This window comes from Pseudonocardia sp. CA-142604 (genome assembly GCF_050948475.1).
Taxonomy (GTDB): domain Bacteria; phylum Actinomycetota; class Actinomycetes; order Mycobacteriales; family Pseudonocardiaceae; genus Pseudonocardia; species Pseudonocardia alaniniphila.
Genome location: NZ_CP192045.1, coordinates 2517922 through 2543726 on the forward strand (window position 1 = coordinate 2517922; position 25805 = coordinate 2543726).

Annotated in this window: 28 protein-coding genes; 14 read left to right on the forward strand and 14 right to left on the reverse strand. The window is 71.3% G+C overall.

The window, feature by feature from the left end; translation table 11 throughout:
* Positions 1–29: 29 nt before the first annotated feature.
* Together ACQPZQ_RS11490 and ACQPZQ_RS11495 are read right to left on the reverse strand one after the other, a co-directional pair.
* A complete protein-coding gene (locus tag ACQPZQ_RS11490) occupies positions 30–656 on the reverse strand; it encodes a CoA transferase subunit B (protein ID WP_433294868.1) in 627 nt (208 codons plus the stop codon).
* Positions 653–1417 (reverse strand): CoA transferase subunit A, encoded by a 765-nt coding sequence (locus ACQPZQ_RS11495; protein WP_433299130.1) that lies wholly within the window; start codon positions 1415–1417, stop codon positions 653–655. Before ACQPZQ_RS11495 ends, ACQPZQ_RS11490 begins: the two co-directional genes overlap by 4 nt.
* Before the next feature lie 136 nt (positions 1418–1553).
* Here ACQPZQ_RS11495 and pcaB point away from each other — a divergent pair, with 136 nt between their 5' ends.
* From pcaB to ACQPZQ_RS11515, 4 genes are all read left to right on the forward strand, one after another.
* A complete protein-coding gene (gene pcaB / locus ACQPZQ_RS11500) occupies positions 1554–2681 on the forward strand; it encodes a 3-carboxy-cis,cis-muconate cycloisomerase (protein ID WP_433294870.1) in 1128 nt (375 codons plus the stop codon).
* A 13-nt stretch (positions 2682–2694) separates the two neighbouring features.
* Entirely contained in the window at positions 2695–3456 is a 762-nt protein-coding gene (locus ACQPZQ_RS11505) for an IclR family transcriptional regulator domain-containing protein (RefSeq protein WP_433294872.1), read from the forward strand.
* Between the two features lie 85 nt (positions 3457–3541).
* Positions 3542–4672 carry an LLM class flavin-dependent oxidoreductase gene (locus ACQPZQ_RS11510; RefSeq protein ID WP_433294874.1) on the forward strand — a complete coding sequence of 377 codons (1131 nt, stop codon included), beginning with the start codon at positions 3542–3544 and terminating at the stop codon, positions 4670–4672.
* Positions 4669–6039, forward strand: a complete 1371-nt coding sequence (locus ACQPZQ_RS11515) for an NtaA/DmoA family FMN-dependent monooxygenase (protein WP_433294876.1) — start codon at positions 4669–4671, stop codon at positions 6037–6039. The genes ACQPZQ_RS11510 and ACQPZQ_RS11515 overlap by 4 nt, the downstream gene beginning before the upstream one ends.
* A gap of 7 nt (positions 6040–6046) precedes the next feature.
* Here ACQPZQ_RS11515 and ACQPZQ_RS11520 read toward each other — a convergent pair whose 3' ends face one another.
* Positions 6047–6187: a hypothetical protein gene (locus ACQPZQ_RS11520; protein WP_433294878.1), complete on the reverse strand. Its 141-nt coding sequence runs from the start codon at positions 6185–6187 to the stop codon at positions 6047–6049.
* 50 nt (positions 6188–6237) lie between these two features.
* Here ACQPZQ_RS11520 and ACQPZQ_RS11525 point away from each other — a divergent pair, with 50 nt between their 5' ends.
* Positions 6238–7293, forward strand: coding sequence for a winged helix DNA-binding domain-containing protein (locus tag ACQPZQ_RS11525; RefSeq protein WP_433294880.1), 1056 nt, complete (start codon positions 6238–6240; stop codon positions 7291–7293).
* An 11-nt stretch (positions 7294–7304) separates the two neighbouring features.
* Here ACQPZQ_RS11525 and ACQPZQ_RS11530 read toward each other — a convergent pair whose 3' ends face one another.
* Positions 7305–7475 (reverse strand): hypothetical protein, encoded by a 171-nt coding sequence (locus ACQPZQ_RS11530; protein ID WP_433294882.1) that lies wholly within the window; start codon positions 7473–7475, stop codon positions 7305–7307.
* Positions 7476–7560: 85 nt separating this feature from the next.
* On the opposite strand from ACQPZQ_RS11530, the gene ACQPZQ_RS11535 reads away from it, so the two are divergent.
* Complete coding sequence (locus tag ACQPZQ_RS11535) at positions 7561–8526, forward strand: GlxA family transcriptional regulator (RefSeq protein WP_433294884.1); 966 nt, start codon at positions 7561–7563, stop codon at positions 8524–8526.
* Positions 8527–8577: 51 nt separating this feature from the next.
* On the opposite strand, the gene ACQPZQ_RS11540 is transcribed toward ACQPZQ_RS11535, so the two are convergent.
* Positions 8578–9675, reverse strand: coding sequence for a sensor domain-containing diguanylate cyclase (locus ACQPZQ_RS11540; RefSeq protein WP_433294886.1), 1098 nt, complete (start codon positions 9673–9675; stop codon positions 8578–8580).
* A 284-nt stretch (positions 9676–9959) separates the two neighbouring features.
* On the opposite strand from ACQPZQ_RS11540, the gene ACQPZQ_RS11545 reads away from it, so the two are divergent.
* A complete protein-coding gene (locus ACQPZQ_RS11545; RefSeq protein ID WP_433294888.1) occupies positions 9960–11330 on the forward strand; it encodes an FAD-dependent oxidoreductase in 1371 nt (456 codons plus the stop codon).
* Positions 11331–11348: 18 nt separating this feature from the next.
* On the forward strand, positions 11349–13145 hold the full coding sequence (locus ACQPZQ_RS11550; RefSeq protein WP_433294891.1) for an acyl-CoA dehydrogenase: 1797 nt from the start codon (positions 11349–11351) through the stop codon (positions 13143–13145).
* A 13-nt stretch (positions 13146–13158) separates the two neighbouring features.
* Here ACQPZQ_RS11550 and ACQPZQ_RS11555 read toward each other — a convergent pair whose 3' ends face one another.
* Positions 13159–13434: a hypothetical protein gene (locus ACQPZQ_RS11555; RefSeq protein WP_433294893.1), complete on the reverse strand. Its 276-nt coding sequence runs from the start codon at positions 13432–13434 to the stop codon at positions 13159–13161.
* 287 nt (positions 13435–13721) lie between these two features.
* Here ACQPZQ_RS11555 and ACQPZQ_RS11560 point away from each other — a divergent pair, with 287 nt between their 5' ends.
* A complete protein-coding gene (locus ACQPZQ_RS11560) occupies positions 13722–14579 on the forward strand; it encodes an NAD-dependent epimerase/dehydratase family protein (protein WP_433294895.1) in 858 nt (285 codons plus the stop codon).
* A 6-nt stretch (positions 14580–14585) separates the two neighbouring features.
* Here the strand turns inward: ACQPZQ_RS11560 and ACQPZQ_RS11565 are convergent, their stop codons facing one another.
* Positions 14586–15827, reverse strand: a complete 1242-nt coding sequence (locus ACQPZQ_RS11565; RefSeq protein ID WP_433294897.1) for an MFS transporter — start codon at positions 15825–15827, stop codon at positions 14586–14588.
* A gap of 143 nt (positions 15828–15970) precedes the next feature.
* Positions 15971–16141, reverse strand: coding sequence for a hypothetical protein (locus ACQPZQ_RS11570; RefSeq protein WP_433294899.1), 171 nt, complete (start codon positions 16139–16141; stop codon positions 15971–15973).
* 147 nt (positions 16142–16288) lie between these two features.
* On the opposite strand from ACQPZQ_RS11570, the gene ACQPZQ_RS11575 reads away from it, so the two are divergent.
* Together ACQPZQ_RS11575 and ACQPZQ_RS11580 are read left to right on the forward strand one after the other, a co-directional pair.
* On the forward strand, positions 16289–16525 hold the full coding sequence (locus ACQPZQ_RS11575; protein WP_433294901.1) for a type II toxin-antitoxin system Phd/YefM family antitoxin: 237 nt from the start codon (positions 16289–16291) through the stop codon (positions 16523–16525).
* 23 nt (positions 16526–16548) lie between these two features.
* Positions 16549–16944: a type II toxin-antitoxin system VapC family toxin gene (locus tag ACQPZQ_RS11580; protein ID WP_433294902.1), complete on the forward strand. Its 396-nt coding sequence runs from the start codon at positions 16549–16551 to the stop codon at positions 16942–16944.
* Between the two features lie 7 nt (positions 16945–16951).
* Here ACQPZQ_RS11580 and ACQPZQ_RS11585 read toward each other — a convergent pair whose 3' ends face one another.
* The gene (locus ACQPZQ_RS11585) at positions 16952–17977 is read right to left on the reverse strand and encodes an LLM class F420-dependent oxidoreductase (RefSeq protein ID WP_433294904.1); all 1026 of its coding nucleotides are present in this window, start codon (positions 17975–17977) and stop codon (positions 16952–16954) included.
* Positions 17978–18110: 133 nt separating this feature from the next.
* Between ACQPZQ_RS11585 and ACQPZQ_RS11590 the strand changes: the two genes are divergently transcribed.
* Positions 18111–19331, forward strand: coding sequence for a glycosyltransferase 87 family protein (locus ACQPZQ_RS11590; RefSeq protein ID WP_433294906.1), 1221 nt, complete (start codon positions 18111–18113; stop codon positions 19329–19331).
* 212 nt (positions 19332–19543) lie between these two features.
* Here the strand turns inward: ACQPZQ_RS11590 and qcrB are convergent, their stop codons facing one another.
* From qcrB to ctaE, 4 genes are read right to left on the reverse strand one after another with little or no spacing between them, the layout of a single operon-like run.
* Complete coding sequence (qcrB, locus tag ACQPZQ_RS11595; RefSeq protein ID WP_433294908.1) at positions 19544–21262, reverse strand: cytochrome bc1 complex cytochrome b subunit; 1719 nt, start codon at positions 21260–21262, stop codon at positions 19544–19546.
* Complete coding sequence (qcrA, locus tag ACQPZQ_RS11600) at positions 21259–22413, reverse strand: cytochrome bc1 complex Rieske iron-sulfur subunit (protein ID WP_433294910.1); 1155 nt, start codon at positions 22411–22413, stop codon at positions 21259–21261. The genes qcrB and qcrA overlap by 4 nt, the downstream gene beginning before the upstream one ends.
* Positions 22410–23252: a cytochrome bc1 complex diheme cytochrome c subunit gene (qcrC, locus tag ACQPZQ_RS11605; RefSeq protein WP_433294912.1), complete on the reverse strand. Its 843-nt coding sequence runs from the start codon at positions 23250–23252 to the stop codon at positions 22410–22412. The genes qcrA and qcrC overlap by 4 nt, the downstream gene beginning before the upstream one ends.
* Positions 23253–23277: 25 nt before the next feature.
* On the reverse strand, positions 23278–23883 hold the full coding sequence (ctaE, locus tag ACQPZQ_RS11610) for an aa3-type cytochrome oxidase subunit III (protein WP_344724317.1): 606 nt from the start codon (positions 23881–23883) through the stop codon (positions 23278–23280).
* A 127-nt stretch (positions 23884–24010) separates the two neighbouring features.
* Here ctaE and ACQPZQ_RS11615 point away from each other — a divergent pair, with 127 nt between their 5' ends.
* Complete coding sequence (locus ACQPZQ_RS11615) at positions 24011–24439, forward strand: hypothetical protein (protein WP_241039471.1); 429 nt, start codon at positions 24011–24013, stop codon at positions 24437–24439.
* Entirely contained in the window at positions 24432–25481 is a 1050-nt protein-coding gene (gene trpD, locus ACQPZQ_RS11620) for an anthranilate phosphoribosyltransferase (RefSeq protein ID WP_433294914.1), read from the forward strand. Before ACQPZQ_RS11615 ends, trpD begins: the two co-directional genes overlap by 8 nt.
* A gap of 25 nt (positions 25482–25506) precedes the next feature.
* On the opposite strand, the gene ACQPZQ_RS11625 is transcribed toward trpD, so the two are convergent.
* Positions 25507–25785, reverse strand: a complete 279-nt coding sequence (locus tag ACQPZQ_RS11625; protein WP_433294916.1) for an Lrp/AsnC family transcriptional regulator — start codon at positions 25783–25785, stop codon at positions 25507–25509.
* Between the last annotated feature and the right edge of the window lie 20 nt (positions 25786–25805).

A 25805-nucleotide genomic window follows, 5' to 3' on the forward strand; every position in this document is an offset into this window, starting at 1 on the left:
GTCGTCCGGCGTCCGCAGGGCCACGGACCTCAGCGCAGTGGTGCGCCCGTTGCCGCGCGTACCTCGTCGGGGGTGACGCCGGGGGCGGTCTCCACGAGTGTGAGGCCGGCGTCGGTTACGTCGATCACGGCGAGGTCGGTGACGATCCGGTCCACGCATGCGGCACCGGTGAGCGGCAGCGTGCACTCCGCCACGATCTTCGGTGAGCCGTCGCGAGCGGTGTGTTCCATCATCACGATCACCCGCCGGGCGCCGTGGACGAGGTCCATCGCCCCTCCCATGCCCTTGATCATCTTGCCGGGCACGGCCCAGTTGGCCAGGTCACCACGGGCGCTGACCTGCATCGCCCCGAGCACGGCCACGTCCACGTGCCCGCCCCGGATCATCCCGAAGCTCGTGGCCGAGTCGAAGTAGGACGCCCCGGGCAGGACGGTCACGGTCTCCTTGCCCGCGTTGATCAGATCGGCGTCGATCTCGTCCTCGGTCGGGTACGGGCCCACGCCCAGGATGCCGTTCTCCGAATGCAGCACGACGGTGCGCCCCACCGGGATGAAGCCGGGCACCAGGGTCGGCATGCCGATCCCGAGGTTGACGTACGAACCGTCGGGCAGCTCCGCGGCCACGCGCGCGGCGAGCTGATCACGGGTGAGCGTCATGCCGTCTCCACCTTCGAAGCGCGTACCGTCCGGAACTCGATGGGCTTGTCGGCGTCGGGCACATGCACCACGCGCTGCACCTGGATGCCCGGGGTGTGCACGGCGTCCGGGTCGATCTCACCCGGCTCGACCAGGTGCTCGACCTGCGCGATCGTGATCCGCCCGGCCGCGGCGCACACAGGGTTGAAGTTGCGCGAGCTGCGCCGGTAGACGAGGTTGCCGTGGCGGTCGCCCTTCCAGGCGTGCACGAGGGCGTAGTCGGGGAAGATCGCCTCCTCGAGCACGTAGGACCGGCCGCGGAACTCCCGCACCTCCTTGCGCGGCGAGTGCACCGCCACACCACCATCGGCCGCGTAACGCCAGGGCAGACCGCCGTCGGCGACCTGGGTACCGACACCCGCGGGGGTGAAGAACGCCGGGATACCCGCACCGCCGGCACGCAGCCGCTCGGCGAGCGTGCCCTGCGGGGTGAGCTCCAACTCGATCTCCCCGGCCAGATACTGGCGGGCGAACTCCTTGTTGTTGCCCACATAGGAGCCGATCGTGCGCCGGATCCGACCGGCCGCCAGCAGCGTGCCCAACCCGAAACCGTCCAGGCCCAGGTTGTTGCTGATCGTCTCCAGATCCGTGGCGCCTTGCTCGAGCAGCGCCGCGATCAACGCGGCCGGCACCCCGGACATCCCGAACCCACCCACCGCGAGCGACGCGCCGTCAGGGACGTCGGCCACCGCCTCGGCCGCGGACGCGACCACCTTGTCCATCACGAAAGCCGACCTTACGGCGCCGTGCGTCAGCCGTACAACTGTTCGCACAGCGAACACACTACGACTCCGCGAGTCGCCCGGACGAGCGGGGCTGTGCCTCGCGGCCGCTCGGGGGCACGTAAGTTTCCGGCCCATGTCCAGTGCTCTGTTCGACCCGGTGTTCGGGGCCGACCGGGTGGCCGCCCGGCTCGACGACGCGTCGTGGGTGGCCGCGCTGGTCGCCGTCGAAGTGGCGCTGTCGCGCGCCGCCGCCGAGCACGGGGTCGTCCCGGCGAAGGACGCGGAGCGCATCGCGACGGTGGCGGCGGACCTCACGATCGACCCCTCCGACCTGGGGCGCGCGGCCGTGGAGGGCGGCAACCCGGTGATCCCGCTGGTCCGGCTGCTGAGGTCGGCCGCAGGGGAGGCCGGTCGTTCGGTCCACCCCGGCGCCACCAGCCAGGACATCATGGACACGGCCGCGGTGCTCCTCGTGGGCTGGGCCGGGGAGATCGTGCTCGACGACCTGCGCGGTGCGGCCGACGCCGCCGCGGCGCTGGCCGACGCGCACCGGACGACCCCGATGATCGCCCGCACCCTCGGCCAGCAGGCGTTGCCGACGACGTTCGGCCTGGTCGCGGCCGGTTGGTGCGCCGGACTCGACCGGGCCAGAACGGGCCTGGCCCGCGTCCTCGCCGCGCTGCCCGTCCAGTTCGGCGGGGCGGCGGGCACCCTCGCGGCGCTGCATCCGCACGGGCCGGCCGTGGCCGCGTCGCTCGCCGCGGGCCTGCGGCTCTCCGACGCTGCGCCGTGGCACACCGAGCGCACGCGGATCGGCGAGCTCGCCGGTGCACTGGCCGTCGCCGCAGGGGCCTGCGCGAAGCCGGCCACGGACATTGTGCTGCTTGCAGGGACGGAGCTCGGGGAGGTGTCCGAGGCGGCGCCGGGCGACTCGTCGTCGATGCCGCACAAGCGCAACCCGATCGCCGCGATCACGGCGCGGGGAGCGGCGCGACGCGCTCCCGGGCTCGCCGCGGTGCTGCTCGCCGCGGCCGACCACGAGCACCAGCGCGCGGCCGGAGCCTGGCACGCCGAGTGGGAGACGCTCGGCGATCTGCTCCGCGCCACCGGCGGCGCCGCGGCCCGGCTGCGCACGTCCCTGGAGGGCCTGGCCGTCCACCCTGACCGGATGGCCGCCGACCTCGCGCTCACCACCGGCACGAACCCCTCGCCCGGGCACGCCGCCGACCTGGTGGACCGGCTGCTCGCGGAGCGGCCGTGACGGCGGCGCCGCGATGACCGAGCACGTCCGCTCGCTCGCCCGCGGCCTCGCCGTGATCAGGGCGTTCGACGCCGAGCACCCGGAGCAGACCCTCAGCGAGGTCGCCCGGCGCACCGGGCTGCCGCGTGCCGCCACCCGGCGCTTCCTGCACACCCTCACCGAGCTCGGCTACGTCCGCACCGACGGACGGATCTTCGCGCTCACCCCACGCGTGCTGGAGCTGGGCTACTCCTACCTCTCCAGCCTGTCCTTGCCCGAGATCGCCGCGCCGCACCTGGAGGCGCTGGTCCGCGAGGTCCAGGAGTCGGCCTCGGTCTCGGTCCTCGACGGCGGCGACGTCGTCTACGTCGCCAGGGTGCCGACCTCGCGGATCATGACGGTCGCCATCACGATCGGCACCCGCCTCCCGGCCTACGCCACGTCCATGGGACGGGTGCTGCTCGCGGCCCTCCCGCCCGAGGAGCGGGCACAGCGGCTCGCCGAGCTGCGACCGCGAGCCCTGACCGACCGCACACTCACCGATCCGGCGGACCTCTCCCGCGAGCTCGACGCGGTGCGCGAGGCCGGGTTCTGCGTGGTCGACCAGGAGCTGGAGCTGGGCCTGCGCTCGATCTCCGTGCCGGTGCGGGGCGCGGCAGGCAGCGTCGTGGCGGCGGCGAACGTCAGCACGAGGGCGGGCTCGCGCGACGTCGTTCGCGAGATCCTCCCGCCGCTGCAGGCCTGTGCGTCGGCGATCGAGGCCGACATCGCCGCAGGTGACCGGCGTCCGCGCTGACGCGTACGCCGATCGGTGGGAATGTGCTCGTGACGGCCCCGGGTTTGCACGGGAGACCGGTCGACGTCACCCACCGGAGGGACGCATGGCACAGGGCACGTATCTGGCGGTGGAAATGTCCGGGGCGGGCCGGCACCCGGCTGCGTGGCGACGGCCAGACGCGCGTCCCGAGGAGCTGCTCACCGCCGCCTATCACGTCGAGCTGGTGAAGCTCGCCGCCGGCGCCGACTTCGTGGCCGTGCCCGACTTGCTCGTCCCTCCGTCCGGCGACCCGGACCTCGTGCCCCTACGACTGGACGCAGTGGCGATCGCCGCACGGGTGGCGCCGGTCGTCCCCGGGGTCGGGCTCGTCCCTGCGGTGACGGTCACGCACACCGAGCCGTTCCACATCTCCAAGGCGATCGCCACCCTCGACCTCGTGTCCTCCGGCCGCGCAGGCTGGGAGCCCGTCGTGTCGCGCACTCCGGCGGAGGCGGAGCTGTTCGGTCGCAAGCCGGCCGCACCGGCCGCCGACCTGTGGCGCGAGGCAGCCGACGTCGTCGAGGTCGTCGCGGCGCTGTGGGACTCCTGGGAGGACGACGCGGTCATCCGTGACGTCGCCACCGGCCGCTACATCGACCGCGACAAGCTGCACTACATCGACTTCGCCGGCGAGTTCTTCTCCGTCAAGGGCCCGTCGATCACCCCGCGCAGCCCGCAGGCGCACCCGCTGGTCGTGCTGCGCGGCGACGAACCCGAGGCACTCCAGGTCGCTGCCGCCCGGGCCGACGTGGTGCGGGTCGCGGCTGCCGACCTCGCCGCGGCGCACACCGCCCGCGAGCGGGTGCGTGCGGCGGTCGCGGCGGCCGGCCGGAACCCGGACGACGTCGCCGTGCTGCTCGACGTGGAGGTGCTGCTGGACTCGGACGTAGCGGGCGCCCGCCGCGCACTCGACGAGCTCGACGCCCACTGCGAGCTCGCCGCCTCGTCGCTGCGGGTCGTCGACACCGCGGAAGCCCTGGTCGACGTGATCGCGGAGGCCGTCTCCGGCGGTGCTGCCGACGGTGTCACCGCCGTGCCCCTGGCGCTGCCCAGCGGTGTGCAGGCCATCGCCGCCGATGTGGTGCCCCGGCTCGCCGAGCGCGGCCTGCGACCCCCGGTGCCGCCCGGCGCGACGTTGCGTGAGCGCTTCGGCCTGTCCCGGCCCGCCAACCGGTACGCGGAGGTGAACGCATGAGCGACAAGAAGCAGATCCACCTGGCCGCACACTTCCCCGGCGTCAACAACACCACGGTGTGGAGCGACCCGGAGTCCGGGAGCCAGACCGACTTCGCCTCGTTCGTTCACTTCGCGCGGACGGCCGAGCGGGGCCTGTTCGACTTCCTGTTCCTCGCCGAGGGGCTGCGGCTGCGCGAGCACCGCGGCCGCATCCACGACCTCGACGTGGTCGGGCGGCCCGACACGCTCACCGTGCTGAACGCGATCGCCGCCGTCACCACGCACCTGGGCCTGGGCGGCACGCTCAACACCACGTTCAACGAGCCCTACGAGCTCGCGAAGCAGCTGGCATCGCTCGATCACCTGTCCGGCGGCCGGGCCGCGTGGAACCTCGTCACCAGCTCCGACGCGTTCACCGGCGAGAACTTCCGGCGCGGCGGGTTCCTGGCGCCCGAGCAGCGCTATGAGCGGGCGCAGGAGATCCTCGACGCGGTCCGTGAGCTGTGGCTCTCCTGGGCGGAGGACGCCGTGGTGGCCGACCGGGAGCGCGGCGTGTTCGTCCGCGACGGCGCGGCGCCCGTCGTCGAGCACCGGGGGGAGCAGTTCTCGTTCTCGGGACGGTTCTCGCTCCCGCCGACCCCGCAAGGACATCCGGTGCTGATCCAGTCCGGCGACTCCGACGCGGGACGCGAGTTCGGCGCCCGGACCGCCGACGCGATCTTCTCCCGGCACGGCACGCTGGAGTCCGGCCAGGCGTTCTACCGCGACCTGAAGGGCAGGCTCCCGCGCTACGGACGCTCCGAACGGGACGTGACGATCCTGCCGGCCACGACGTTCGCGCTCGGCGACACCGCGGAGGAGGCCGAGGAGCTGGCCGCGCTGGTCCGGCGGGCACAGGTGAGTCCGCAGACCGCGATCGCGTTCCTCGAGCAGGTGTGGGGCCGCGACCTGTCGGCCTACGACCCGGACGGCCCGCTGCCCGACGTCGATCCCGATCCGGAAGGTGTGTCGATCACCCGCGGCCGGGTGCGGCACGAGAAGGACAGCCTGGCCGTGGCCCGGCAGTGGCGGGAGCTGTCCGAGGCGAAGGGCGGCCTCTCGATCCGGGAGTTGATCATCGAGACCACTGCGCGGCAGTCGTTCGTCGGCACGCCACGGCAGGTGGCCGAGCAGATGGACGTCTACGTGCAGGAGAACGCCTCCGACGGCTTCATCCTCATCCCGCACCTGGTGCCCGGCGGGCTCGACGAGTTCGTCGAGAAGGTGGTGCCGGAGCTGCAGGACCGCGGTAGCTACCGCACCGAGTACACCGGGCCGACCCTGCGCGACCACCTCGGGCTCGCCCGCCCCACCGCAGGCCGGTCGACGGCGCGGGCCGCGGGATGAGGGCCGCTCAGAGCCGGCCCCGGTCGCGGGCCACGCGGGCGGCCTCGATCCGGTTGCGCACCCCGAGCTCGGTGATCGCCGTCGAGAGGTAGTTCCGCAGGCCGTCGGCGGCGCGGCGGAGCACCTCGCGCTCGCTGACAGAAGTCACGTTGGTGGGAGATCGCCGAAATGTCGGCGGTTCGGGGCACACTCCCCGGCATGGCCGAGCGGGTGCTGTCCACCGGGGAGATCAACCGCGCGGTCCTCGCCCGTCAGCTCCTCCTGGAGCGTGCGTCGCTGGCGCCGGAACGCGCCGTCGAGCAGGTCGCGGGGCTGCAGACGCAGTACGCGCCGTCGGGCTACGTGGGGCTGTGGTCGAGGCTCGCAGGCTTCCGCCGGGAGATGCTCACCGACGCCCTGATGGGCGGCCGCATCGTGCAGGGGTGGGTCATGCGCTGCACGATCCACATGGTCTCGGCGCGCGACTACCGGCCCCTCACCGAAGCGGTGCGCGCTCCACGGCGGCAGTGGTGGCTCCGCGCCTATCGGGCGGCCGCCACCGACATGCCGAAGGTCGCCGATGCCGTGCGCCGCTATCTGGCGGAGGGGCCGCTCAAACAGGCCGAGATCCAGCGGCTCCTCGCCGCCGACGGTTTCCCGCGCGAGGTGTGGTCCGGAGCCCAGCTCTGGATCGACCTGGTCCGGGTGCCGCCCGCAGGCACCTGGACCACACCGCGGGCTCACGTCTACGGGCTGGCTGAGCACACGGTTCCGGTGCCCGAGCCGGCTCCGTCGGAGGAGGAGGGCCAGGAGCTGCTCGTGCGGCGCTACCTGGGCGGGTTCGGCCCGGCGTCCGCCAAGGATCTGTCGTCGTTCTGCGGGTGGACAGTCACCACCGCGCGGCAGGTGTTGCAACGGCTGGAGCTGCGCCGGTTCCGTGACGAGTCGGGTGGCGAGCTGTTCGACCTGCCCGGCGCCCCGCTGCCGCCCGCCGGCACTCCGTCGCCCGTGCGTTTCCTGGGGCAGTGGGACGCGGTTCTCCTCGTCCACGCGCGGCGGGCGCAGATCCTTCCCGAGGAGCACCGACGGGTGGTCTTCGCCAAGACGTCGCCCCAGTCGGTGCCCACGTTCCTCGTCGACGGCCGGGTGGCGGGCACATGGCGTCATGTCGACGGCGCCGTCCGCTGCGAGCCGTTCCACGAGTTGCCCCCTGCCGCCGTGCGTGCGCTGCAGGAGGAGGCCGAACGCCTCACCCAGTTCTACGCGTCGGGCTGAGGGTCGGTCGGTCAGGGAATGCGGATGTCCGAGCGGTAGCCGTTCATCCCGCGTAGCTCTGCGAGCTCCCGCTCACGGTCGCGATCGGCAGGCGCGGGGGCGTCGTGCCGAGCAGACGGGCGGACGATCGAGATCGTGACGGCGATGGCGACGAGAAGAAGAACGATGAGTGCGGTAGCCATGGCAGAAATTATTCGCTGATCTACTTACTGCCAACAGTGGCAGAGGTGCCTAGCACAGCAAAAATCCTGCCACTATGCTCTCCGCATGCTGTCCACCGTCGCTGCGCTGGTGCTTCCGGAGGTCTCGCCGTTCGAGTTCGGCACGATCTGCGAGGTCTTCGGCATCGACCGCACGGCCGAGGGAGTGCCGCCCTTCGAGCTGCGGGTGTGCGGTCCGGTGGCCGGGGAACCGGTGTCGAGCACCGTGGGAATGGGCGTCGTCCCGCACCACGGGCTCGACGGACTGCGTGGCGCCGACCTCGTGGCGATCGCGGCCACCCGCCTGCGGACGTTCCCCGAGCCCGTCCTCGACGCGCTGCGCGGCGCCGCTGCCGACGGAGCCACCCTGCTCAGCGTCTGCTCGGGAGCGTTCGTGCTCGGTGCGGCCGGGCTGCTCGACGGCCGCCACTGCACCACCCACTGGATGAACGTCGACGAGCTGCGCGAGCTCCACCCACAGGCCCTCATCGACCCGGACGTGCTGTTCGTCGACGACGGCAACATCATCACCAGCGCCGGCACGGCAGCTGGTATCGATGCCTGCCTCCACCTGGTCCGCCGGGAGCTGGGCAGCGCGATCGTCAACGTGATCGCCCGCCGCATGGTCGTGCCACCGCAACGGGACGGCGGGCAGCGGCAGTTCGTGGAGCAGCCGGTGCCGCGGTGCTCGTCCGACGGCCTCGCGCCCGTGCTCGACTGGGTGCTCGAGCACCTGGAGATCGAGCACACGGTCACCGACCTGGCTCGCCGGGCTCGCATGTCCGACCGCAGCTTCGCGCGCCGCTTCGTCGCCGAGACGGGCACCACGCCCCACCGCTGGCTCACCCTCCAGCGCGTTCAGCGGGCGCAGCGACTTCTCGAGGACACCGACCTCGGCATCGACGAGGTGGCCGAGAGCAGCGGTTTCGGGAGCGGGGCGCTGTTGCGTCACCACTTCCGGAAGGTCGTCGGCGTCGCGCCGGCCGACTACCGGCGCACCTTCACGGTGCGTGCGGCGGTCGCCGGAAACTGAGGGCAGCTGCGTCCGGATTCGACGACGCTGACGACTCGCGCGCCGGCAGGGTCAGTCGGCCAGCAGGCTCACCGGCTCGGAGGCGCGGCCGCCGAGCTCGACCTGGTGCACGAGCTGTGGGATCGGTAGTGGTCGGCTGCGGGTGACGGTGGCGGCGGCCACGCCCGGCAGGGAGATGAACGGATACGCGTCCTCCAGTCGCGCCACGCGCTCACAGACCTCCTCGCAGAACCACATGACCCTCTCCGGGGACCAGGAGGGGAGCACGACGAGGAAGTCCTCGCGGCCGATCCGCACCACCCGGTCGACGTTCGTCAGCAGGTCCTGCACGCACCCGCTCACCCCGTGCAGGGCGGCGAGCTCCGCGCGCAGGCCGTAGTCCGCCCGCACCTCGGCGATGCCGAACACCCGCAGCAGGGCCAGGCCGATCGGCAGCGTGCCCGCGCCGAGACCGGCCGTCCAGCGCTTGAGGAACTTCTCCGTGTACAGGCCGGTGCGCGGGTCACGCTCGCCGCTGTCCTCGGCGACGGATTCGAGCGCCACCTGCGCCTCGGTGCGGGACCGGACGGCGGCCTGCATCCTGTCGGCGAGGAACCGGGCCGGAACGCCCCACCAGCCCTGGTGGTCGGGTTCGGGTACGCGTTGCACGGCCTGCAGCACGTCGTCGATCTCGGCGATCACCCCGGCGGGGAGCCTCAGCTGCGAGCGCAGTCGCATTACCTCCCGGAGGGCGTCCTCGCGACGGAAGGACCACCGACCGCGGAAGCACCTGCCCTCCTCGATCGTCCGGGCAACGGGGTCGACCAGCTCCAGGTCGGTGGCGACGAGGGTGGCGCCGCCGTGGGGTCCGAGCACGGTGACGCTCCACTCGCGGGCCAGCGGCCCCGCCGCTGGTGCCAGCGCGAGATGGAGCCCGCGGGGCAGCTGGGGCGGGATCTCCTCGGCCATCCCGACGATCGTGACGGCGCCGGCCGACGCGATGTTCCGGTAAACGGGCAGCGCCCGCTGGAAGTAGGAGTGCTTCTGGAACATCGCGATGACGATCAGCGGCTCACCGGGGACGGCCGCGAGGGCGAACTGCTCGATCGCGTGAGACAGCTCGACGAGCACAGGCTTGCCGAGAGGTTCGCCGGCCCTACTGCGGTCCACGAGCCCGGAGGGTAGTCCGCATATGTGTCCCCCCTGTTGCGCCAAACGGATGAAGGACGACGGTTGGGGCGTTTGTCGTGCACGTCACAGTCGAATGTCGTGTCGGGTATCTCGGGCCACTGCAGTCCCGTCCGGTGACCGGGGAGATCGCCGGCCAGGCGCCCGACGCCAGGGCGGTGGGACCGTCGAGTGGACGCGTGCCCGACTCGGGAAGAGGTCGGTGATGCGGCGCGCTGAACCAAGTCCGGATCGCCCTGGAGTGGCAGGATCGACCTAGGACCATCATGGGAGATGAGCTCATGCAGCAGGGACAGGCGCGGGTCGCGGTGATCGGAGCCGGCCCGTCCGGCCTGTACGCCGCGGCCGCTCTCCTCGCGTCCGGCGAGCCGGTGAGCGTCGAGGTGTTGGATCGACTACCCGCGCCGTACGGGCTGGTGCGGTACGGCGTCGCGCCCGACCACGTGAAGATGAAGTCGGTCATCCGAGTACTGCAGAAGCCCTTCGACCCGGCCCACGTCGAGTTCCTGGGCGGGGTGCGGGTCGGCGAGGGCGGTATTCCGTTGGACGTGGTGCGCCGGCATTTCCACGCCGTCGTCCACGCCACGGGCAGCTCGGTGGATCGGCACCTCGGGGTGCCGGGCGAGGACCTTGCGGGCTCGCTCGGCTCGGGCGCGTTCGTGAGCTGGTACTGCGGCCACCCCGACCGGGTGGAGCTGCAGCCGGTGCTCGACCGCCCCGGCGTCGCCGTCGTCGGCGCGGGGAACGTGGCCCTCGACGTGGCGCGCGTGCTGGCCAAGACGGCCGACGAGATGGCCGAGACCGACGTTCCCGAGCCGGTGCTGAGCGCACTGCGTGGCAGCGCCGTGCGTGACGTCCACGTCCTGATCCGGCGGGGCCCGCAACACGTCCGCTTCACGCCCGCCGAGCTGCGCCAGATCGGCGAGCTCCACAATGCCGACGTGGTCGTCCACGACGACGGTCTGCTCGCCGAGGGCGTGGAGGAGCCCGAGGACAGGCGCCAGCGGCAGAACCTGGACATGCTCCGGGAGTGGGCCGCTCGCGAGACCACCGGCAAGCCGCGGCGGATCCATCTGCGGTTCCTCCGCAGCCCGGTGCGCCTGGTCGGTGTGGACGGCAGGGTGAGTGCCGTCGTGGTGGAGCGCAACAAGATCGACGCCGACGGCCGGGTGGTCGCCACAGGCGAGGAGGAGACCTTCGACGCCGGGCTCGTCGTGCGCGCCATCGGCTACGACGGGGAGCCGATCGAAGGGCTTCCGTTCGATGCTCGCACCGGCACCGTGCCGAACGACGGCGGCCGCGTGATGCGCGACGGCGTGCAGGTGCCTGGCGCGTACGTCACGGGGTGGATCAAGCGTGGCCCGACGGGTGTGATCGGCACGAACAAGTCCGATGCATCCGAGACGGTCGAGGCGCTCCTGGCCGACCTGCCCGGACTGCCCACACCCGCGCACCCCGAGCCGGAGGCGTTCCGGGCGGCACTGGCGTCCTACGGGATCCGCCCGGTCGACTGGACGGGCTGGTTGCGCCTGGACGCGGAGGAGGTGCGCCGCGGCGGTCTGCGTGGCGCGGAGCGCGTCAAGGTCGCCGATCTCGCAGACATGTTGGAGGCGGCGCACGGGGCGCGCACTTCCTGATCGGAGTTAGCCTCCGGTGTGCGCTCATTGCTGCTGTCGCGTCGGGACCTGGACTTCCTGCTCTACGACTGGCTCGACGTCGAGTCGCTGACCGCCCGGCCACGCTTCGCCGAGCACTCCCGCACGACGTTCGACGCCGTGCTGGACCTCTCCGAGCAGGTGGCGGCGAAGCACTTCGCCCCGCACAACCGGGCGGCCGACCTCGACGAGCCCCGGTTCGACGGCGAGCGCGTCCACATGATTCCCGAGGTGGGCGAGGCGCTGCGGGTGTACGGCGAGGCCGGCTTCGTCGGGGCCGGGATGGACGAGTCGGTCGGTGGCATGCAGCTGCCACAGACCGTCGCGCAGGCCTGCTCGCTGTGGTTCCTGGCCGCGAACATCGGCACGGCGGCGTACCCGTTCCTCACCGTTGCCGGAGCGAACCTGCTGATGGCACACGGGAGCCCGGAGCAGGTGCGGACGTTCGTCCCGCCGATGGTCGAGGGCCGTTGGTTCGCGACGATGTGCCTGTCGGAACCGCAGGCGGGGTCGTCGCTCGCGGACATCACCACGCGCGCCGAGCCTCGCGACGACGGCACCTACCGGCTGTCCGGCAACAAGATGTGGATCTCCGCGGGTGACCACGAGATGGGCGAGAACATCGTCCACCTGGTGCTGGCCAAGATCGCCGGCGGCCCGCACGGGGTGAAGGGCATCTCGCTGTTCGTCGTCCCCCGGTTCCTGGTCGGTGCGGACGGCGCGCGCGGTGAGCGCAACGACGTGGCGCTGGCCGGGGTGAACCACAAGATGGGCTACCGCGGCACCGTGAACACCCTGTTGAACTTCGGCGAGGGCAGGCACACGCCCGGCGGGGAGCCCGGGGCCGTGGGGTATCTGGTGGGCGAGCCGCACCACGGCCTCACCTACATGTTCCACATGATGAACGAGGCGCGCGTCGGCGTCGGCGGGGGAGCGACCGCCCTCGGGTACAGCGGCTACCTGCACGCCCTGGACTACGCGCGCACCCGCACGCAGGGCAGGCCGCTCGGCGCGAAGGATCCCGCCGCACCTCAGATCCCGATCATCGAGCACCCGGACGTCGCCCGGATGCTGCTCGCGCAGAAGTCGTACGCCGAGGGTGCCCTGGCGCTGGTCCTCTACTGCGCCCGGCTCCTCGACGAGGAGCGCACGGCGGCGACGCCGGAGGAGCAGTCCAGGGCGCACCTGCTGCTCGACGTGCTGACGCCGATCGCGAAGAGCTGGCCGTCGCAGTGGTGCCTGCACGGCAACGACCTGGCGATCCAGGTGCACGGCGGGTACGGCTACACGCGGGAGTACGCCGTCGAGCAGCTCTACCGCGACAACCGGCTCAACGCGATCCACGAGGGCACGCACGGCATCCAGGGTCTGGACCTGCTGGGTCGCAAGGTCGTGATGAACGGCGGCGCCGGACTCACCCTCCTGCTGGAGACGATCACCGAGACGGTCGGCAAGGCCAGGGCAGCGGGGGGCGAGCCGGCCTCATACTCCGACGCCCTCGCCACCGCCGCGGCCAGGGTCGGGGAGGTCACGGCCACACTGTGGAAGGCCGGTGACCCGGCCGTGACCCTGGCCAACTCCTCGATCTACCTCGAGGCCGTCGGTCACGTGGTGGTGGCCTGGATGTGGCTGGAGCAGTTGCTGGCCACCGGTTCACGTGAGGACGACTTCGCCGAGGGCAAGCGGGCGGCAGCGCGGTACTTCTTCCGTTACGAGCTGCCGCGGACCGGCCCGCAGTTCGCGCTGCTGGCCGACCTGGACCGCACCACCCTCGACGTGCGCCCTGAGTGGTTCTAGAGCTGCGGGTGGGTCAGCAGGGCGCCACCGACACGACCGCCGGGACGTCTCCCATCCGCTTCTCGAAGGTGGCCGACTCGTCGCTGGTGACCGAGACGGTGCAGGTGACCGAGCTGTAGGGGACGCCGTCGCGGACCTCGACCGTGAAGTCACGGACGGGGAAGCCGCACGCGCGAAGCGCCGCGCCGATGCGCAGCACGCCGTCCATGCCGCCGGTGGTGACGATCTCGAGACGGCGCTGCAGGCGGGGTGCCCAGGCCGTGCGGGGGGAATGGCCGATAACGGTCATTGTGTAGCTCCAGGGGTTCCGTTTGGGGTACGGGGACCCGAGCCAGGCCTCGGAAAGGAAAGGGGAGAGACGGCGCGCCGGCGGCCTGGCTCAGCCGACGCGCAAACGTACGGCCGTGTCGAGGATGACGGCGGTACGCATGGGGACGACTCTAGCGCGGTGTTCCGGTGATCTCCATGCGCCCTGCGCGATGGGCCTCGAATAGGTGGTAACAGTTGCGAGTAGCCGCCGGGAATGTTCATCGCTCCTCCTCCCGGCGTTCGCCCCCCGACTTCGGAGGAAGCCTCATGACGACCGTCGCCGTCACCGGAAGCAGCGGCAAGCTGGGCCGGCACGTGGTGCGTGACCTGCAGGACCACGGCTATCGCGTGGTCGCCCTCGATCGCGTGCCCGATCCCGGCTCGCCCGCAGCGGCCGCCGTGCGGGTGGACCTCACCGACCACGGACAGGTTCTGGAGGCGCTGACCGGCGTCGACAGCCGGCACGACGGGGTGGACGCGGTGGTGCACCTCGCGGCGATCCCGGCACCGGGGCTCGTCACCAACGCCACCACCTTCGCCAACAACATCACCGCCACCTACAACGTGTTCGCTGCGGCGCGCACGGCGGGGATCCGCAACATCGTCTGGGCGTCCAGCGAGACCGTGCTCGGGCTGCCGTTCGACACGCCGCCGCCCTACATCCCGGTGGACGAGGAGTACCCGGTGCGGCCGGAGAGCACCTACTCGTTGGTCAAGAGTCTCGAAGAGGAGATGGCCCGGCATTTCACCCGGTGGGTGCCGGACCTGAAGATGATCGGACTGCGGTTCTCCAACGTGATGGACCCTGGCGACTACGCCAGGTTCCCCGGATTCGACGCCGATCCCGCGCTCCGGCGGTGGAACCTGTGGGGCTACATCGACGGCCGTGACGGGGCGCAGGCGGTGCGGCTGGCACTGGAGCACCAGGCCACCGGCGTGGACGTCTTCGTGATCGCCAACGCCGACACGGTGATGTCACGCCACAGCGCCGACCTCGCCGCCGAGGTCTACCCCGGCGTCTCCGTCACCCGGGCGCTGGGCGACCACGAGACGATGCTGTCCATCGACAAGGCCCGCAGGGTGCTCGGGTTCGAGCCGAGGCACAGCTGGCGCGACGGCGCCTGAGCCCGCTCAGGTCACCACGAGCGGAGCCTGGTGCTGTTCGTCGAGCCGGGCCGCGCTGAACAGCCGCCACACCGCGACCGTCAGCGCGGCCATGCCTGCGAACGCGATCCAGAAGGGCGCGGTGACCCCCAAGCCGCGGGCGGCGAGCCCACCGGCCAGTGCCCCGAGGGCGGATCCGCCGACGGCGAAGAGGAAGTACACGCTGTTGACGCGCCCGCGTAGCGCGTCGGGCACCACACGCTGGCGCCACGACAGGGTGATCACATTCCAGAGGCTCGCGTGCGCACCGAACACGGCCATCGTCGTGACCGCCACCCAGGGGGCACGGGCCAGCGCGAGCGACAGGTGCGTGGAGGTCTCGATCACGAGCCCCACCCGCAGCAGGAGCGAGGCGCCGAACCGCTCCAGGAGCCGGGCGGCGACCAGCGAACCGGCGAGGCCCCCGACCGCGCTCGCCGCGAGCAGCAGCCCGAAGCCGATCTCGTCGAGTCCCAGCCGCTCGCGGGCGTAGAGCACGAGGATCGAGAAGGCGCCGGTGAGCGTCACGTTCATCAGGCACAGGCAGAGGGCGAGCAGCCGCAGCACCGGGTGACCGAAGAGGGCCCGCAGGCCGGTGGCGATGTCGCGCAGCATCGGCCGGGCGGAGGTCGCCGGCGTCTCGCGCGCGGGCATGTGCCTCCGCAATGTGGTGATCAGCAGGGCCGCGACCAAGAAGGTGGCCGCGTTGAGGCCGAACGGCACCGCGGCGGCCACCACGAACAACGCGGCACCGAGCGGCGGGGCGAGTAGGTGGTTGCCGACGAGCTGCGTGGCCATCAGGCGGGCGTTGGCGCGTGGCAGCTGCTCGGGCGCCACGACGGCGGGCAGCAGGGCCGTGCTCGCGCTGTCGGCCAGCGTCTCCATCGAGCCGATCACGAAGAGCGCGGCGTACACGAGCGCCACGGTGACCACGCCGGTCCCGACGGCCGCCGCGAGCGCGCCGATGACGACGGCGCGCACGACGTTGACCAGGACCACCAGTCTGCGGCGGTCCAGCCGGTCCACGACGACACCGGCAGGCAGCGCGAACAGCAGCCACGGGAGTTGCTGGACGAAGATCGCGCCGGCCACCAGCGCCGGATCATCGGTCAGCGATGCGAGTAGCAGCGGGCCGGCCGCGAGCGCCACCCCGTCCCCGACGTTCGAGACCGCGTTCGCCGTCCACAACCGCGCGAACCCGCCGCCGAGCGGCGCCCCCCGTGCCCCCACAGCGGCAGCTTGTTCGCAGAGTGGGCACGGGGCAACCGGGTTATCGGGCTCGGGCAGCGCACCGTACGAGCGGCACCCTCATCCGATGGCTCCGGACGAGAGTGCCGCTCATACGGTCGGTGCGCCCGCACCGCGGGGCTGAGTCAGCGGCGAGCGCGCCAGCTCGTGCGCGCGCCCACCCCGGCGAGGTGCAGCGCGACGCACAGCAAGCCGGCTGTCACCAGCACCTGGCCGGTGACGATGTCGAGCGAGATGCCGGCGAGCTCGAAGATGAGGGCGAGACCGAACAGGACTGCGGCGATGATCGCGAGCATGGCGCGTCCCTTCCGCGGGAGGTGAGAGATCGGATGGTCCCGGTTTCATTCCCCATTTCCAGCGTCGAGGCACAAATCAGGCCCGATCGTGATCTGGTCGTTGTGAGCGGGCCGTCCTGCGTGTATCACCGGTGATACAGTCGTGTGGTGGACGAGGTGACTATCCGGGAGTTGCGCAACCACGGGGGCGATGTCCTGCACCGCGTGGAGCGGGGGGAGACCGTCGTCGTCACCCGGGACGGGGTTCCGGTAGGCGAGCTGCGCCCGCTGCCGCGACCTCGGCTCAGCGCGACGTCACTGCTCGCCCGCTGGCGAGGCATCCCGGTTGTCGACAGGGCTGCGTTCCGTGCGGACGTCGATGCGGTACTGGATCCGACACTGTGACAGCGGGTGACGGACGTGGTTTGTTGGACACCAGCACAGTGATTGCGCTCCCGCTCCTGCGCAGCGAGCGGGGCCTGCCTGAAGAGCCACTGATCTCGACGATCACCCTGGCCGAACTCTCTGTCGGCCCTTTGGTGGCCGCAACTGACGATGAGCGGGCTGCTCGCCAGTCCGTCCTCCAGCAGGCCGAGGCCGACTTCGAGCCGCTTCCGTTCGATGCCCGGGCCGCCCGCGTCTTCGGCCGGGTCGCCTCCTCCCTCCGGTCAGCCGGTCGGAAGCCCCAGGCACGCGCATACGATGCATTGATCGCGGCGGTGGCGATCGCCAATGACCTACCCGTCCACACCTGCAACCCAGCCGACTTCGTCGGGATCACGGGCCTGGACGTCGTGCCTGTTCCTGCGCCGGAATCACGCTAGCGATTGATCAGCCCGCCGCGCGCAGCTTCTCGATCGCCGGGACGAACAGGTCGTCGGCGTGCTGGTACGGCGCGTAGAAGGTGAACCGGTCGACGATGTCGCCGAACCGCTCCAGAATCGCGGGCCCGAGCTGATCCGGCTCGGCGACCACCGCGAAGGCGTTCAGCACGTCGTCGTCGATGAGCTCGCCCATCTGCCGCCAGCGGGCGTCGTCGGTGCCCCGCGAGAGCCGGTTGAGCTCGACGCCCAGCTCGCCCCACCCGTGCAGGTCGAGCACCTTCCGGTAGGAGGGGGTGCTGCCGTAGAACGCGATCTGCTCCTTCACCCCTCGCGTGGCCGCCGCGATCTCCTCCTCGTTGCGCCCGCTCACGACGAGGCCGGAGAAGCTGATCGAGAAGTCGGCGAGCGCGCGCCCGGACGCGGTGAGGCCCTCCTGCAGGATCGGCATGGTGACCTCCCGCATGTAGCGCTCGGTCGTGAAGCCGTGTGGCAGCACGCCATCGCAGACCTCGCCCGCGGCGCGCGTCATGTGCTCCCCGACCGCCGCGATGTAGACCTTGGGCGGCCCCCAGGGGCTCGGGGCGGGGGAGAAGAACGGGGTCATGAGCGTGTGGGAGTAGAAGTCGCCGCGGAAGTTCAGGCGCTCCCCGTCGTTCCAGGCTGCCCAGATGGCCCGCATGGCCTGCACGAACTCCCGCATCCGCGGCGCCGGGTGGCTCCACGTCATCGCGAAACGGCGCTCGATGTGAGGCCGCACCTGGCTGCCCAGCCCGAGGAGGAACCGGCCCTGTGAGTGCACCTGGAGGTCGTGCGCGACGTACGCGGTGCTCATCGGGTTGCGGGCGAAGGCCACGGCGATCGCCGTGCCCACCGCGAGCCGGGACGTGTGTTCGGCGACCGGCACCAGTGGGAGGAACGGATCGTGCGGGCCTTCGAAGCTCCACAGCCCGTCGTAGCCGCCGTCCTCGCGCTTCCGCGCCTCCTCGGCGAGATCTGCCAGCCCCGTGCCCTGCAACATCGCGTCGACCTTCATCCGCTCTCCGTCTCCTCGGGTGGCTCGCGGTGCCACGTGCGGTACAGCGAGCATGACTCACCCGGCGGTGTGCCCGCCGCAGTACCTCGGCACGCTCTCGCTAGCCTCGGTGAGGACGATCACCGGGGGGCCGATGGGGACGACGCTGACACCCGACCCGGCTGTGCGCAGGCGGCGTCTGCTGTTGCGGTGGGGTGTGGCCGGGGTCGGGGTGGCGCTCGTCGGGCAGGCCGTCGTGCTCGCGCTGTGGCCTGCAGCGCATCTGCTCATGATCGACCTGCAGGTGTACCGGGCGGGCGGGGAGCACGTACTGCACGGCGAGCCGCTCTATGCCGGCGGCGTGCTCCTGGACCTGCCGTTCGTCTATCCGCCGTTCGCGGCCGTGGTGTTCGCGCCGCTGGCGCTGCTGCCGCTCGGCGTGCTCAAGGTCGTCTGGACGGGCGCGGGTCTGGGCCTGCTGGGCTTCGTCGTGCACCGGTGCGCTCGCAGCGTCGGCGTGCCCGCCGGTTCGGCACTTCGGGCGACGCTGCTGCTCACGGCGCTCGCGACCTGCCTGGACCCTGTGCGCACCACGCTCTACCTCGGTCAGATCAACATCGTTCTCCTCGCTGTGGTGGTGGCCGACCTGCTCGGGCGCCGCGACAGCCGGTGGCGCGGGGTGGCTGTCGGCGTCGCCGCGGCGGTCAAGCTGACGCCGCTGGTCTTCGTCGCGTACCTGCTGTTCACCGGCCGGAGACGGGCCGCGGCCAACGCTGCCGGGGCGTTCGCCGCGGCCGCCGGGATCGGCTTCCTGGTCGCGCCCGCCAACTCCGCCACCTACTGGTTCGACGGCACGTTCGCCGACGCCGATCGGATCTCGGGCGTCGCCAGCGCAGCGAACCATTCAGTGAACGGCCTGCTCGCGCGGCTCGGCAGCCACTCGATGCTGCCCTGGCTCGTCGGCGCGCTGGCGCTCGGTGCCCTGACGGTGTGGGTGGCGGTGCGGGCGCACCGGGCAGGCGAGGAGGTGCTCGCGCTGACGCTGTGCGGGCTCGCCTCGGCAGCGCTGGCGCCGTTCGCCTGGTCGCACCACTGGGTGTGGGTCGTGCCGCTGGTGGTGCTGCTCGCCCACCGTGCGATGGCGGGACACCGGGCTGCCGTCGCGTTGCTGCTCGGTGTGCTCGCCTGCACGTTCGCCATGGTCACGGCCCTGCCCGGGCCCGGTGTCGGGCCGATCCCGAGCACCGGGCTGATCTCACTGCAGCCCGATACCTACCTGCTGCTGTTCCTCGCCGTGCTGACGGTAAGCGGAGCGTGGCTCGATATGACGCCCCGGCTCAGGAATCGGACAGGAAGTCGAGCAGCGGCTCGTTGACCCGCTCCGGTGCCTCCAGCTGCATCCAGCGCACAACTCCGTCGAGCCGCTCGTTCAGCAGCTCGGCCGGCGGCCCGGTAGGTCACCGTGCGGCAGGTCCGGTTCTCCCGCGGCCGATCGTGCAGAGCTTCGGAACGAGGAGAGGGCCCCGCCGATGTTCCGGCGGGGCCCTCTCCTGGTCGGTGCAGTGCGCTCGGCGGCGCCCAGCTGTCTCAGTCGGACGCGTGCCGCCCCGAGTCGGGCGAGCCCGTCAGGGCCTTGCGCTCCTCGCTGCGGGCCTGGCTCGCGCCGTGGCCGTTGCTGCCGTTGCGCTGCGCGGCCTCGGCCGCCTCGGCAGCGGCCCCGTCCGCCCGAGCCTGCTCCAGCGCCGCGGTCTCCTCGACCGGGTCGGGAGTGAGCAACGAGCCCGGACGCGGTGAGCCACCCATGCCCAGCTGGTTCATCCGCTTCGGGACCGGAGCCCCCTGGTACTCCAGCGGGATGGGGTGACCGTGGCTGTCCACACCGGCGAGCGGCTGGTGCACCTCGATGAACTCACCGTGCGGGAGCCGCTTGATGATGCCGGTCTCGATGCCGTGCTCGAGCACCGCCCGGTCGGAGCGCTGCAGACCGATGCAGATCCGGTACGTCACGTAGTAGACGATCGGCGGAACGACCAGGACGCCGATCCGGCCTGCCCACGTGGTGGCGTTGAGCGAGATGTCGAAGAAGTACGCGATCAGGTCGTTGCTGCCGCAGAGGACCAGCAGCGTGTAGAACGCGATCGCCATGGCGCCGAGCGAGGTGCGCACGGGCACGTCCCGGGGCCGCTGCAACAGGTTGTGCAGCGCGTTGTCCTTCGTGAAGTGGCGCTCGATCGCCGGGTAGGCGCCGGCGAGCACGTAGAGCACCGGAAGGAACGCGGGACTGGCCCAGAACGCCGGCGGGATCGTGTAGTCGCCGATGGCGATGTTCCACGGCGGGAAGATCCGCAGCATCCCCTCCGTGAACAGCACGTACCAGTCCGGTTGGGAACCGGCGGAGATGTGCGAGGGGTTGTACGGGCCGAAGTTCCAGATCGGGTTGATCTGGAACACGCCGCCCATGATCCCGAGGACACCGACGGTGACGGCGAAGAACGCGCCGCCCTTCGCCGCGAACGCCGGGAGGATCCGGACGCCCACCACGTTCTTCTCGGTGCGGCCGGGGCCGGGGAACTGGGTGTGCTTCTGGTACCAGACCAGGCCGACGTGCACCGCGATCAGCGCGAGCAGGATTCCGGGGATCAGCAGCACGTGGACGATGTAGAGCCGCGGGATGATCTCGATACCCGGGAATTCACCACCGAACAGCGCGAACTGCGTCCAGGTGCCGATCACCGGCACCGCCAGGATGAACCCGGACGCGATCCGCAGCCCCGTGCCCGAGAGCAGGTCGTCGGGGAGCGAGTAGCCGCTGAAGCCCTCCATGAAGCCGAGGAACAGCAGCAGGACGCCGATGATCCAGTTCGTCTCACGCGGCTTGCGGAACGCGCCGGTGAAGAACGTGCGGCACATGTGGGCGACCATCGCGGCCATGAACAGCAGGGCCGCCCAGTGGTGCACCTGCCGGACGAACAGGCCGCCGCGCACCTGGAACGAGATGTCGAGCGCGCTCTCGTACGCGCGGCTCATGTGCACGCCGCGCAGGTTGTCGAACACGCCGTTGTAGGTGACCTCGGTCATCGACGGGTCGAAGAACAGCGCGAGGTAGGTGCCCGAGAGCAGCAGGACGATGAAGCTGTAGAGGGCGACCTCACCGAGCATGAACGACCAGTGGGTCGGGAAGACCTTGTTGAACTGCTTCCGCATTCCCGCTGCCGGGTGGAAGCGCTGGTCCAACTCGTCGAGGGCCTCGGCGCCCTTCGCTTGCAGCCCTCCAGCGGAACTGGTGGGCGTGGTGATCGCGCTCATGATCTCAGCTCCCAGAACGCCGGACCGACTGGCTCGTTGAAGTCACCCGTGGCGACGAGGTAACCCTCGTCGTTCACGGTAATCGGAAGTTGGGGCAGCGCGCGTGTCGCGGGACCGAAAATCGGCCGGGCATGGTCCGTCGCGAGGAACTGCGACTGGTGGCAGGGGCAGAGGATCCGCTGCGTCTGCGCCTCGTACAGCGATGCCGGGCAGCCCAGGTGCGTGCAGATCTTCGAGTAGGCGTAGTAGTCGCCGTAGTGGTAGTTCTCCGTGCCCTCGCCCTGCGTGACCTGGGTGCCGGGACGGAACCGGATCAGCATCGTGGGGGTGTCGGGGGCGCGCAGGGCGGCCTGAAGCGCCTCGGGGTGGCCCCGCTCCTCCTCGCGGAACGGGAAGACCGTCTCCATCGAGCCGGCGGCCTGGTCCTCCGGACGCACCAGCGAGATCTCCTCGGGGTCACCCGTGTCCCGGCGCAGGTAGACCGTCTCGCCGTGCACCGACTTCCACCCGGTCACCCACAGCGGGGAGTTGGGGCCTTGCTTCCACGGGTTGCGGACCAGCGGGCCGATCGCCGCGACGGTGAGCCCGAGGCCGAAGAGGCCGGCCGCGGCACCCGCCGCCCGGATGATCAGCTTGCGCCTCGCGATGCCCGTGTCCTGGCCGGCCTTGGTGAGCTGGGCCAGCACGGTCAGGCGCGCCACGTCGTCGGATGGACCGTCGTGGCGCTGCTGCACCGACACCTCGTCGGGGAAGAACTTCTTCACGTACGCGATGACGGCGATGCCCAGCGCCAGCACCGCGATACCGAAGGTGGCACCGACGACCGGCGTGTAGAGCGTGTAGAGCGAGTAGCCGGGGTCGCCGGGCGCCTTGTACTCGTAGGGCCACCAGATGAAGGCCGCGAAGAACGCTGCGCCGGCGACCGCGGAGATCGCGAACCACATGGCGACGGAGCGTTCGGCCCGCTTCTCGGCGCGCGTGCCCGGGATCGGGAACTTCGGCTGGTTGTGGACGATCTCGACGTCGTCGAGCTCGGCAGCCAGGCGGGCGCGCTGCTCGAGGCTCATCTCCTCCACCTCGGTGGTGGTGGGGGTGCGTCGGTGTGGGTGCTCCGTGCCCGACGTCGGCGGATCCTGCCGCGAGGTGGTCATGACTTGGCTCCCAGCCACAGTGCGAATCCGATCATCGCGGCCAGGCCGACGATGAACGCGATCAAACCTTCAGAAACCGGCCCGATGCCGCCCAGCGGGTCGCCGCCGGGGTTGTTGTGGCCCTCGGTGACCGACTTGATGTAGCCGATGATGTCCTTCTTCTCCTCGGGCGAGAGCTGCCGGTCGGAGAACTTCGGCATGTTCTGCGGCCCGCTGAGCATCGCCGTGTAGATGTCGGTCTCGGTGGCCGGGTCGAGCGTCGGGGCGTATTTACCCGAGGTCAGTGCGCCACCGCGGCCCGTGAAGTTGTGGCACGAGGCGCAGTTGAGCCGGAACAGCTCACCGCCGCGCGCGGTGTCGGGGCCACGCAGCGCGGCACCCGAATCCGCCGGCCGCGTGGGGCCGCCACCGTGGGACTCGACGAAGGCGCCCAGCGCGTTGAGGTTCGCCGCGCCCTCGGGCGTGTTCGGGTCGAACTCCTCCAGCGGGGGCTTGCGCTCCGCCTGCGCCTCCTGGCGGGCCAGCGGCATGCGCCCGGTCGACACCTGGAAGTAGGCGGCCGCGTCGCCGACGCCGATGAGGCTGGGTCCGCGGTCCTGCACGCCCTGCAGGTTGGATCCGTGGCAGGTGATGCAGTGGGAGTTGTAGAGCTCCTGGCCCTGCGCGATCAGCGCGGCGTCGTTCGGCTGGGCGACCGCGACCTGGGGCTGCGGCGAGAAGGTGGTGTAGAGGCCGCCGACGACCAGCAGGCCGATACCCAGCGCGAGCACGCCTGCGATGCGGCGGCGGAAGCGGCTGCGCGGGCCTCGGAGGCGCTTCGAGGAAGGTGTGGTGGTCACGTCTGCGTCGTCCAGCCCTCGTCGGTCAGCGGATGAAGTAGATGACGGCGAACAGGCCGATCCACACCACGTCGACGAAGTGCCAGTAGTACGACACGACGATCGCTGCGGTGGCCTGCTGCGGAGTGAACTTGCTGAGCTTGGTGCGGATGATCAGGAAGATGAAGGCGATGAGCCCGCCGGTGACGTGCAGCCCGTGGAAGCCGGTGGTCAGGTAGAAGACCGTGCCGTAGGCGTCCGAGGAGATCGTGGTGCCCTCGTGCACGAGGTTCCAGTACTCGTAGGCCTGACCACCGAGGAAGATCGCCCCCATGATCAGCGTCAGCAGGTACCAGCGGCGCAGCCCGAACACGTCGCCCCGCTCCGCGGCGAACACCCCGAACTGGCATGTGAACGACGACGACACCAGGACGATTGTCACCACGAGGGCGTACGGCACGTCCAGGTGCGTGGGCGGAGGCGGCCACGACAGCCCGGGCGGGTTCTGGGCCCGGGCGGTGAAGTAGATCGCGAACAGCCCGGCGAAGAACATCAGCTCGCTGGACAACCAGACGATGGTGCCAACGCTGACCAGGTTGGGGCGGTTCAGCGAGTGGATGCGCGCGCTGATGCTAGGAGCCGCTGTCGTCACCCGGGCATTATTACCCCGGACCAACTTCTACAGCTTGTCGGGCTACCCGCGGCGTCAGTCACGGTTTGGTGGCTGAACGGGCGGCACCTGCCAGATGTTCCGGAGCGCGGCACTACAGTTTCCCAGCGTGAGCAGCCCCGTCGCGCGCCCGACCCTGACCGTGCTGGTGTTCAGCCACCGCCCTGAGGTCCGCGAATCCGTCATCACGGCCGTCGGTCGGCGCCCCGCGCCCGACCTCGGCAGGGTGCGGTTCGTCGAGGCCGAAGGCATCGCCCAGGTGCTTGCCGCGGCCGACGCGGGCGACATCGACCTCGCCATCCTCGACGGCGAGGCGCAGCCGACCGGGGGCATGGGGCTCTCGCGCCAGCTAAAGAACGAGATCGACGACTGCCCGCCGATCATCGTCACGCTGCGCAGGAACGACGACCGGTGGCTCGCCACGTGGTCGCAGGCCGACGCCGTGCTGGTTCACCCGCTCGACCCCCTCACCGCCGCCGAGACGGTGGCCGACGTGCTGCGCCGGTCCACCGCACTAGACACTGCGATCCGTGGCTGACGACACCCCCCTCACCTGGTCCGGCATCCTCGGCAGGCTGCTCCGCGGCGAGCACCTCGGGGCGGGTGACACGGCGTGGGTGATGGACCGGGTCCTCTCGGGCGAGGCCACACCCGCGCAGCTCGCCGGGTTCCTCGTGGCCCTGCGGGCCAAGGGCGAGACCGCTGCGGAGATCTCCGGGCTGGCCGAGACGATGCTGCGGCACGCCCGGCGCGTCGTCGTCCCGGGACCTGCCGTCGACGTGGTCGGCACCGGGGGCGACCAGGCGCACACGGTGAACATCTCCTCCATGGCCGCCGTCGTCGTCGCAGCGGCGGGAGTGCCGGTCGTCAAGCACGGCAACCGCGCGGCGTCGTCCGCGAGCGGCGCTGCCGACGTGCTCGAGGCGCTCGGCGTGGCCGTCGACCTGCCACCCGACGGTGTCGCCGCCTGCGTGGCCGAGGTCGGGATCGGGTTCTGCTTCGCGCCGGTGTTCCACCCGAGCTTCCGGCACACCGCCGGTCCGCGCCGCGAGCTGGGCGTGCCCACCGCGATGAACGTGCTCGGCCCGCTGACGAACCCGGCCCAGCCGCTCGCCGCGCTCGTCGGGTGTGCCGACCCCCGGCTCGCCCCGGTGCTCGCGGAGGTGTTCGCCGGGCGTGGGGCGTGCGCGCTCGTGGTGCGCGGCGACGACGGGCTCGACGAGCTGACCACCACGACCACCAGCACGGTGTGGATCGCGTCCGGTGGGGAGGTGCGCACCGAGACCCTCGACGCGCAGGCCTTCGGCATCGCCCCCGCCACCCGGGAGGACCTACGCGGCGGCTCCGCGGAGGTCAACGCCGGCGTGTTCCGTGCGCTCGTCGCGGGCGAGCCCGGACCGGTGCGTTCCGCGGTGCTGCTGAACGCGGCAGCCGCCGTCGTCGCCTTCGACGGGCCGCCCGCCCGGCTGGCCGAGGCGTTCCCCTCGGCGCTGGAGCGCGTGGCGGAGGCGATCGATTCGGGAGCCGCCGAACGCCTGCTGCAGCGCTGGGCCGAGTTCTCGACGTCGCTGCGAGCCTGACGGCGCCGGCCCCGCCGGCCCCGAGCTAGTCGAGGCCGACCGAGAAGGTGGCCTCGGTGTCGGCGCGTGAGTACGAGCGGAAGGCGATGTGGGTGTCGGTGCGCCGCACGCCCTCGATCTTGCTGAGCCGCCCGGCGATCACGTCGGCGAGCTCGTCGTGCTCGGCGACCTTGACCACGGCGATCAGGTCGACCTCGCCTGCGCAGGAGTAGACCTCCGTGACGCCGTCGAGATCGGCGATGGCCTGCGCGGTCTCCGGGATCCGGTCGGCGGCGGTGTGCACCAGGACGATCGCGGTGATCACGACGGCTCCTCGGGTAGGTC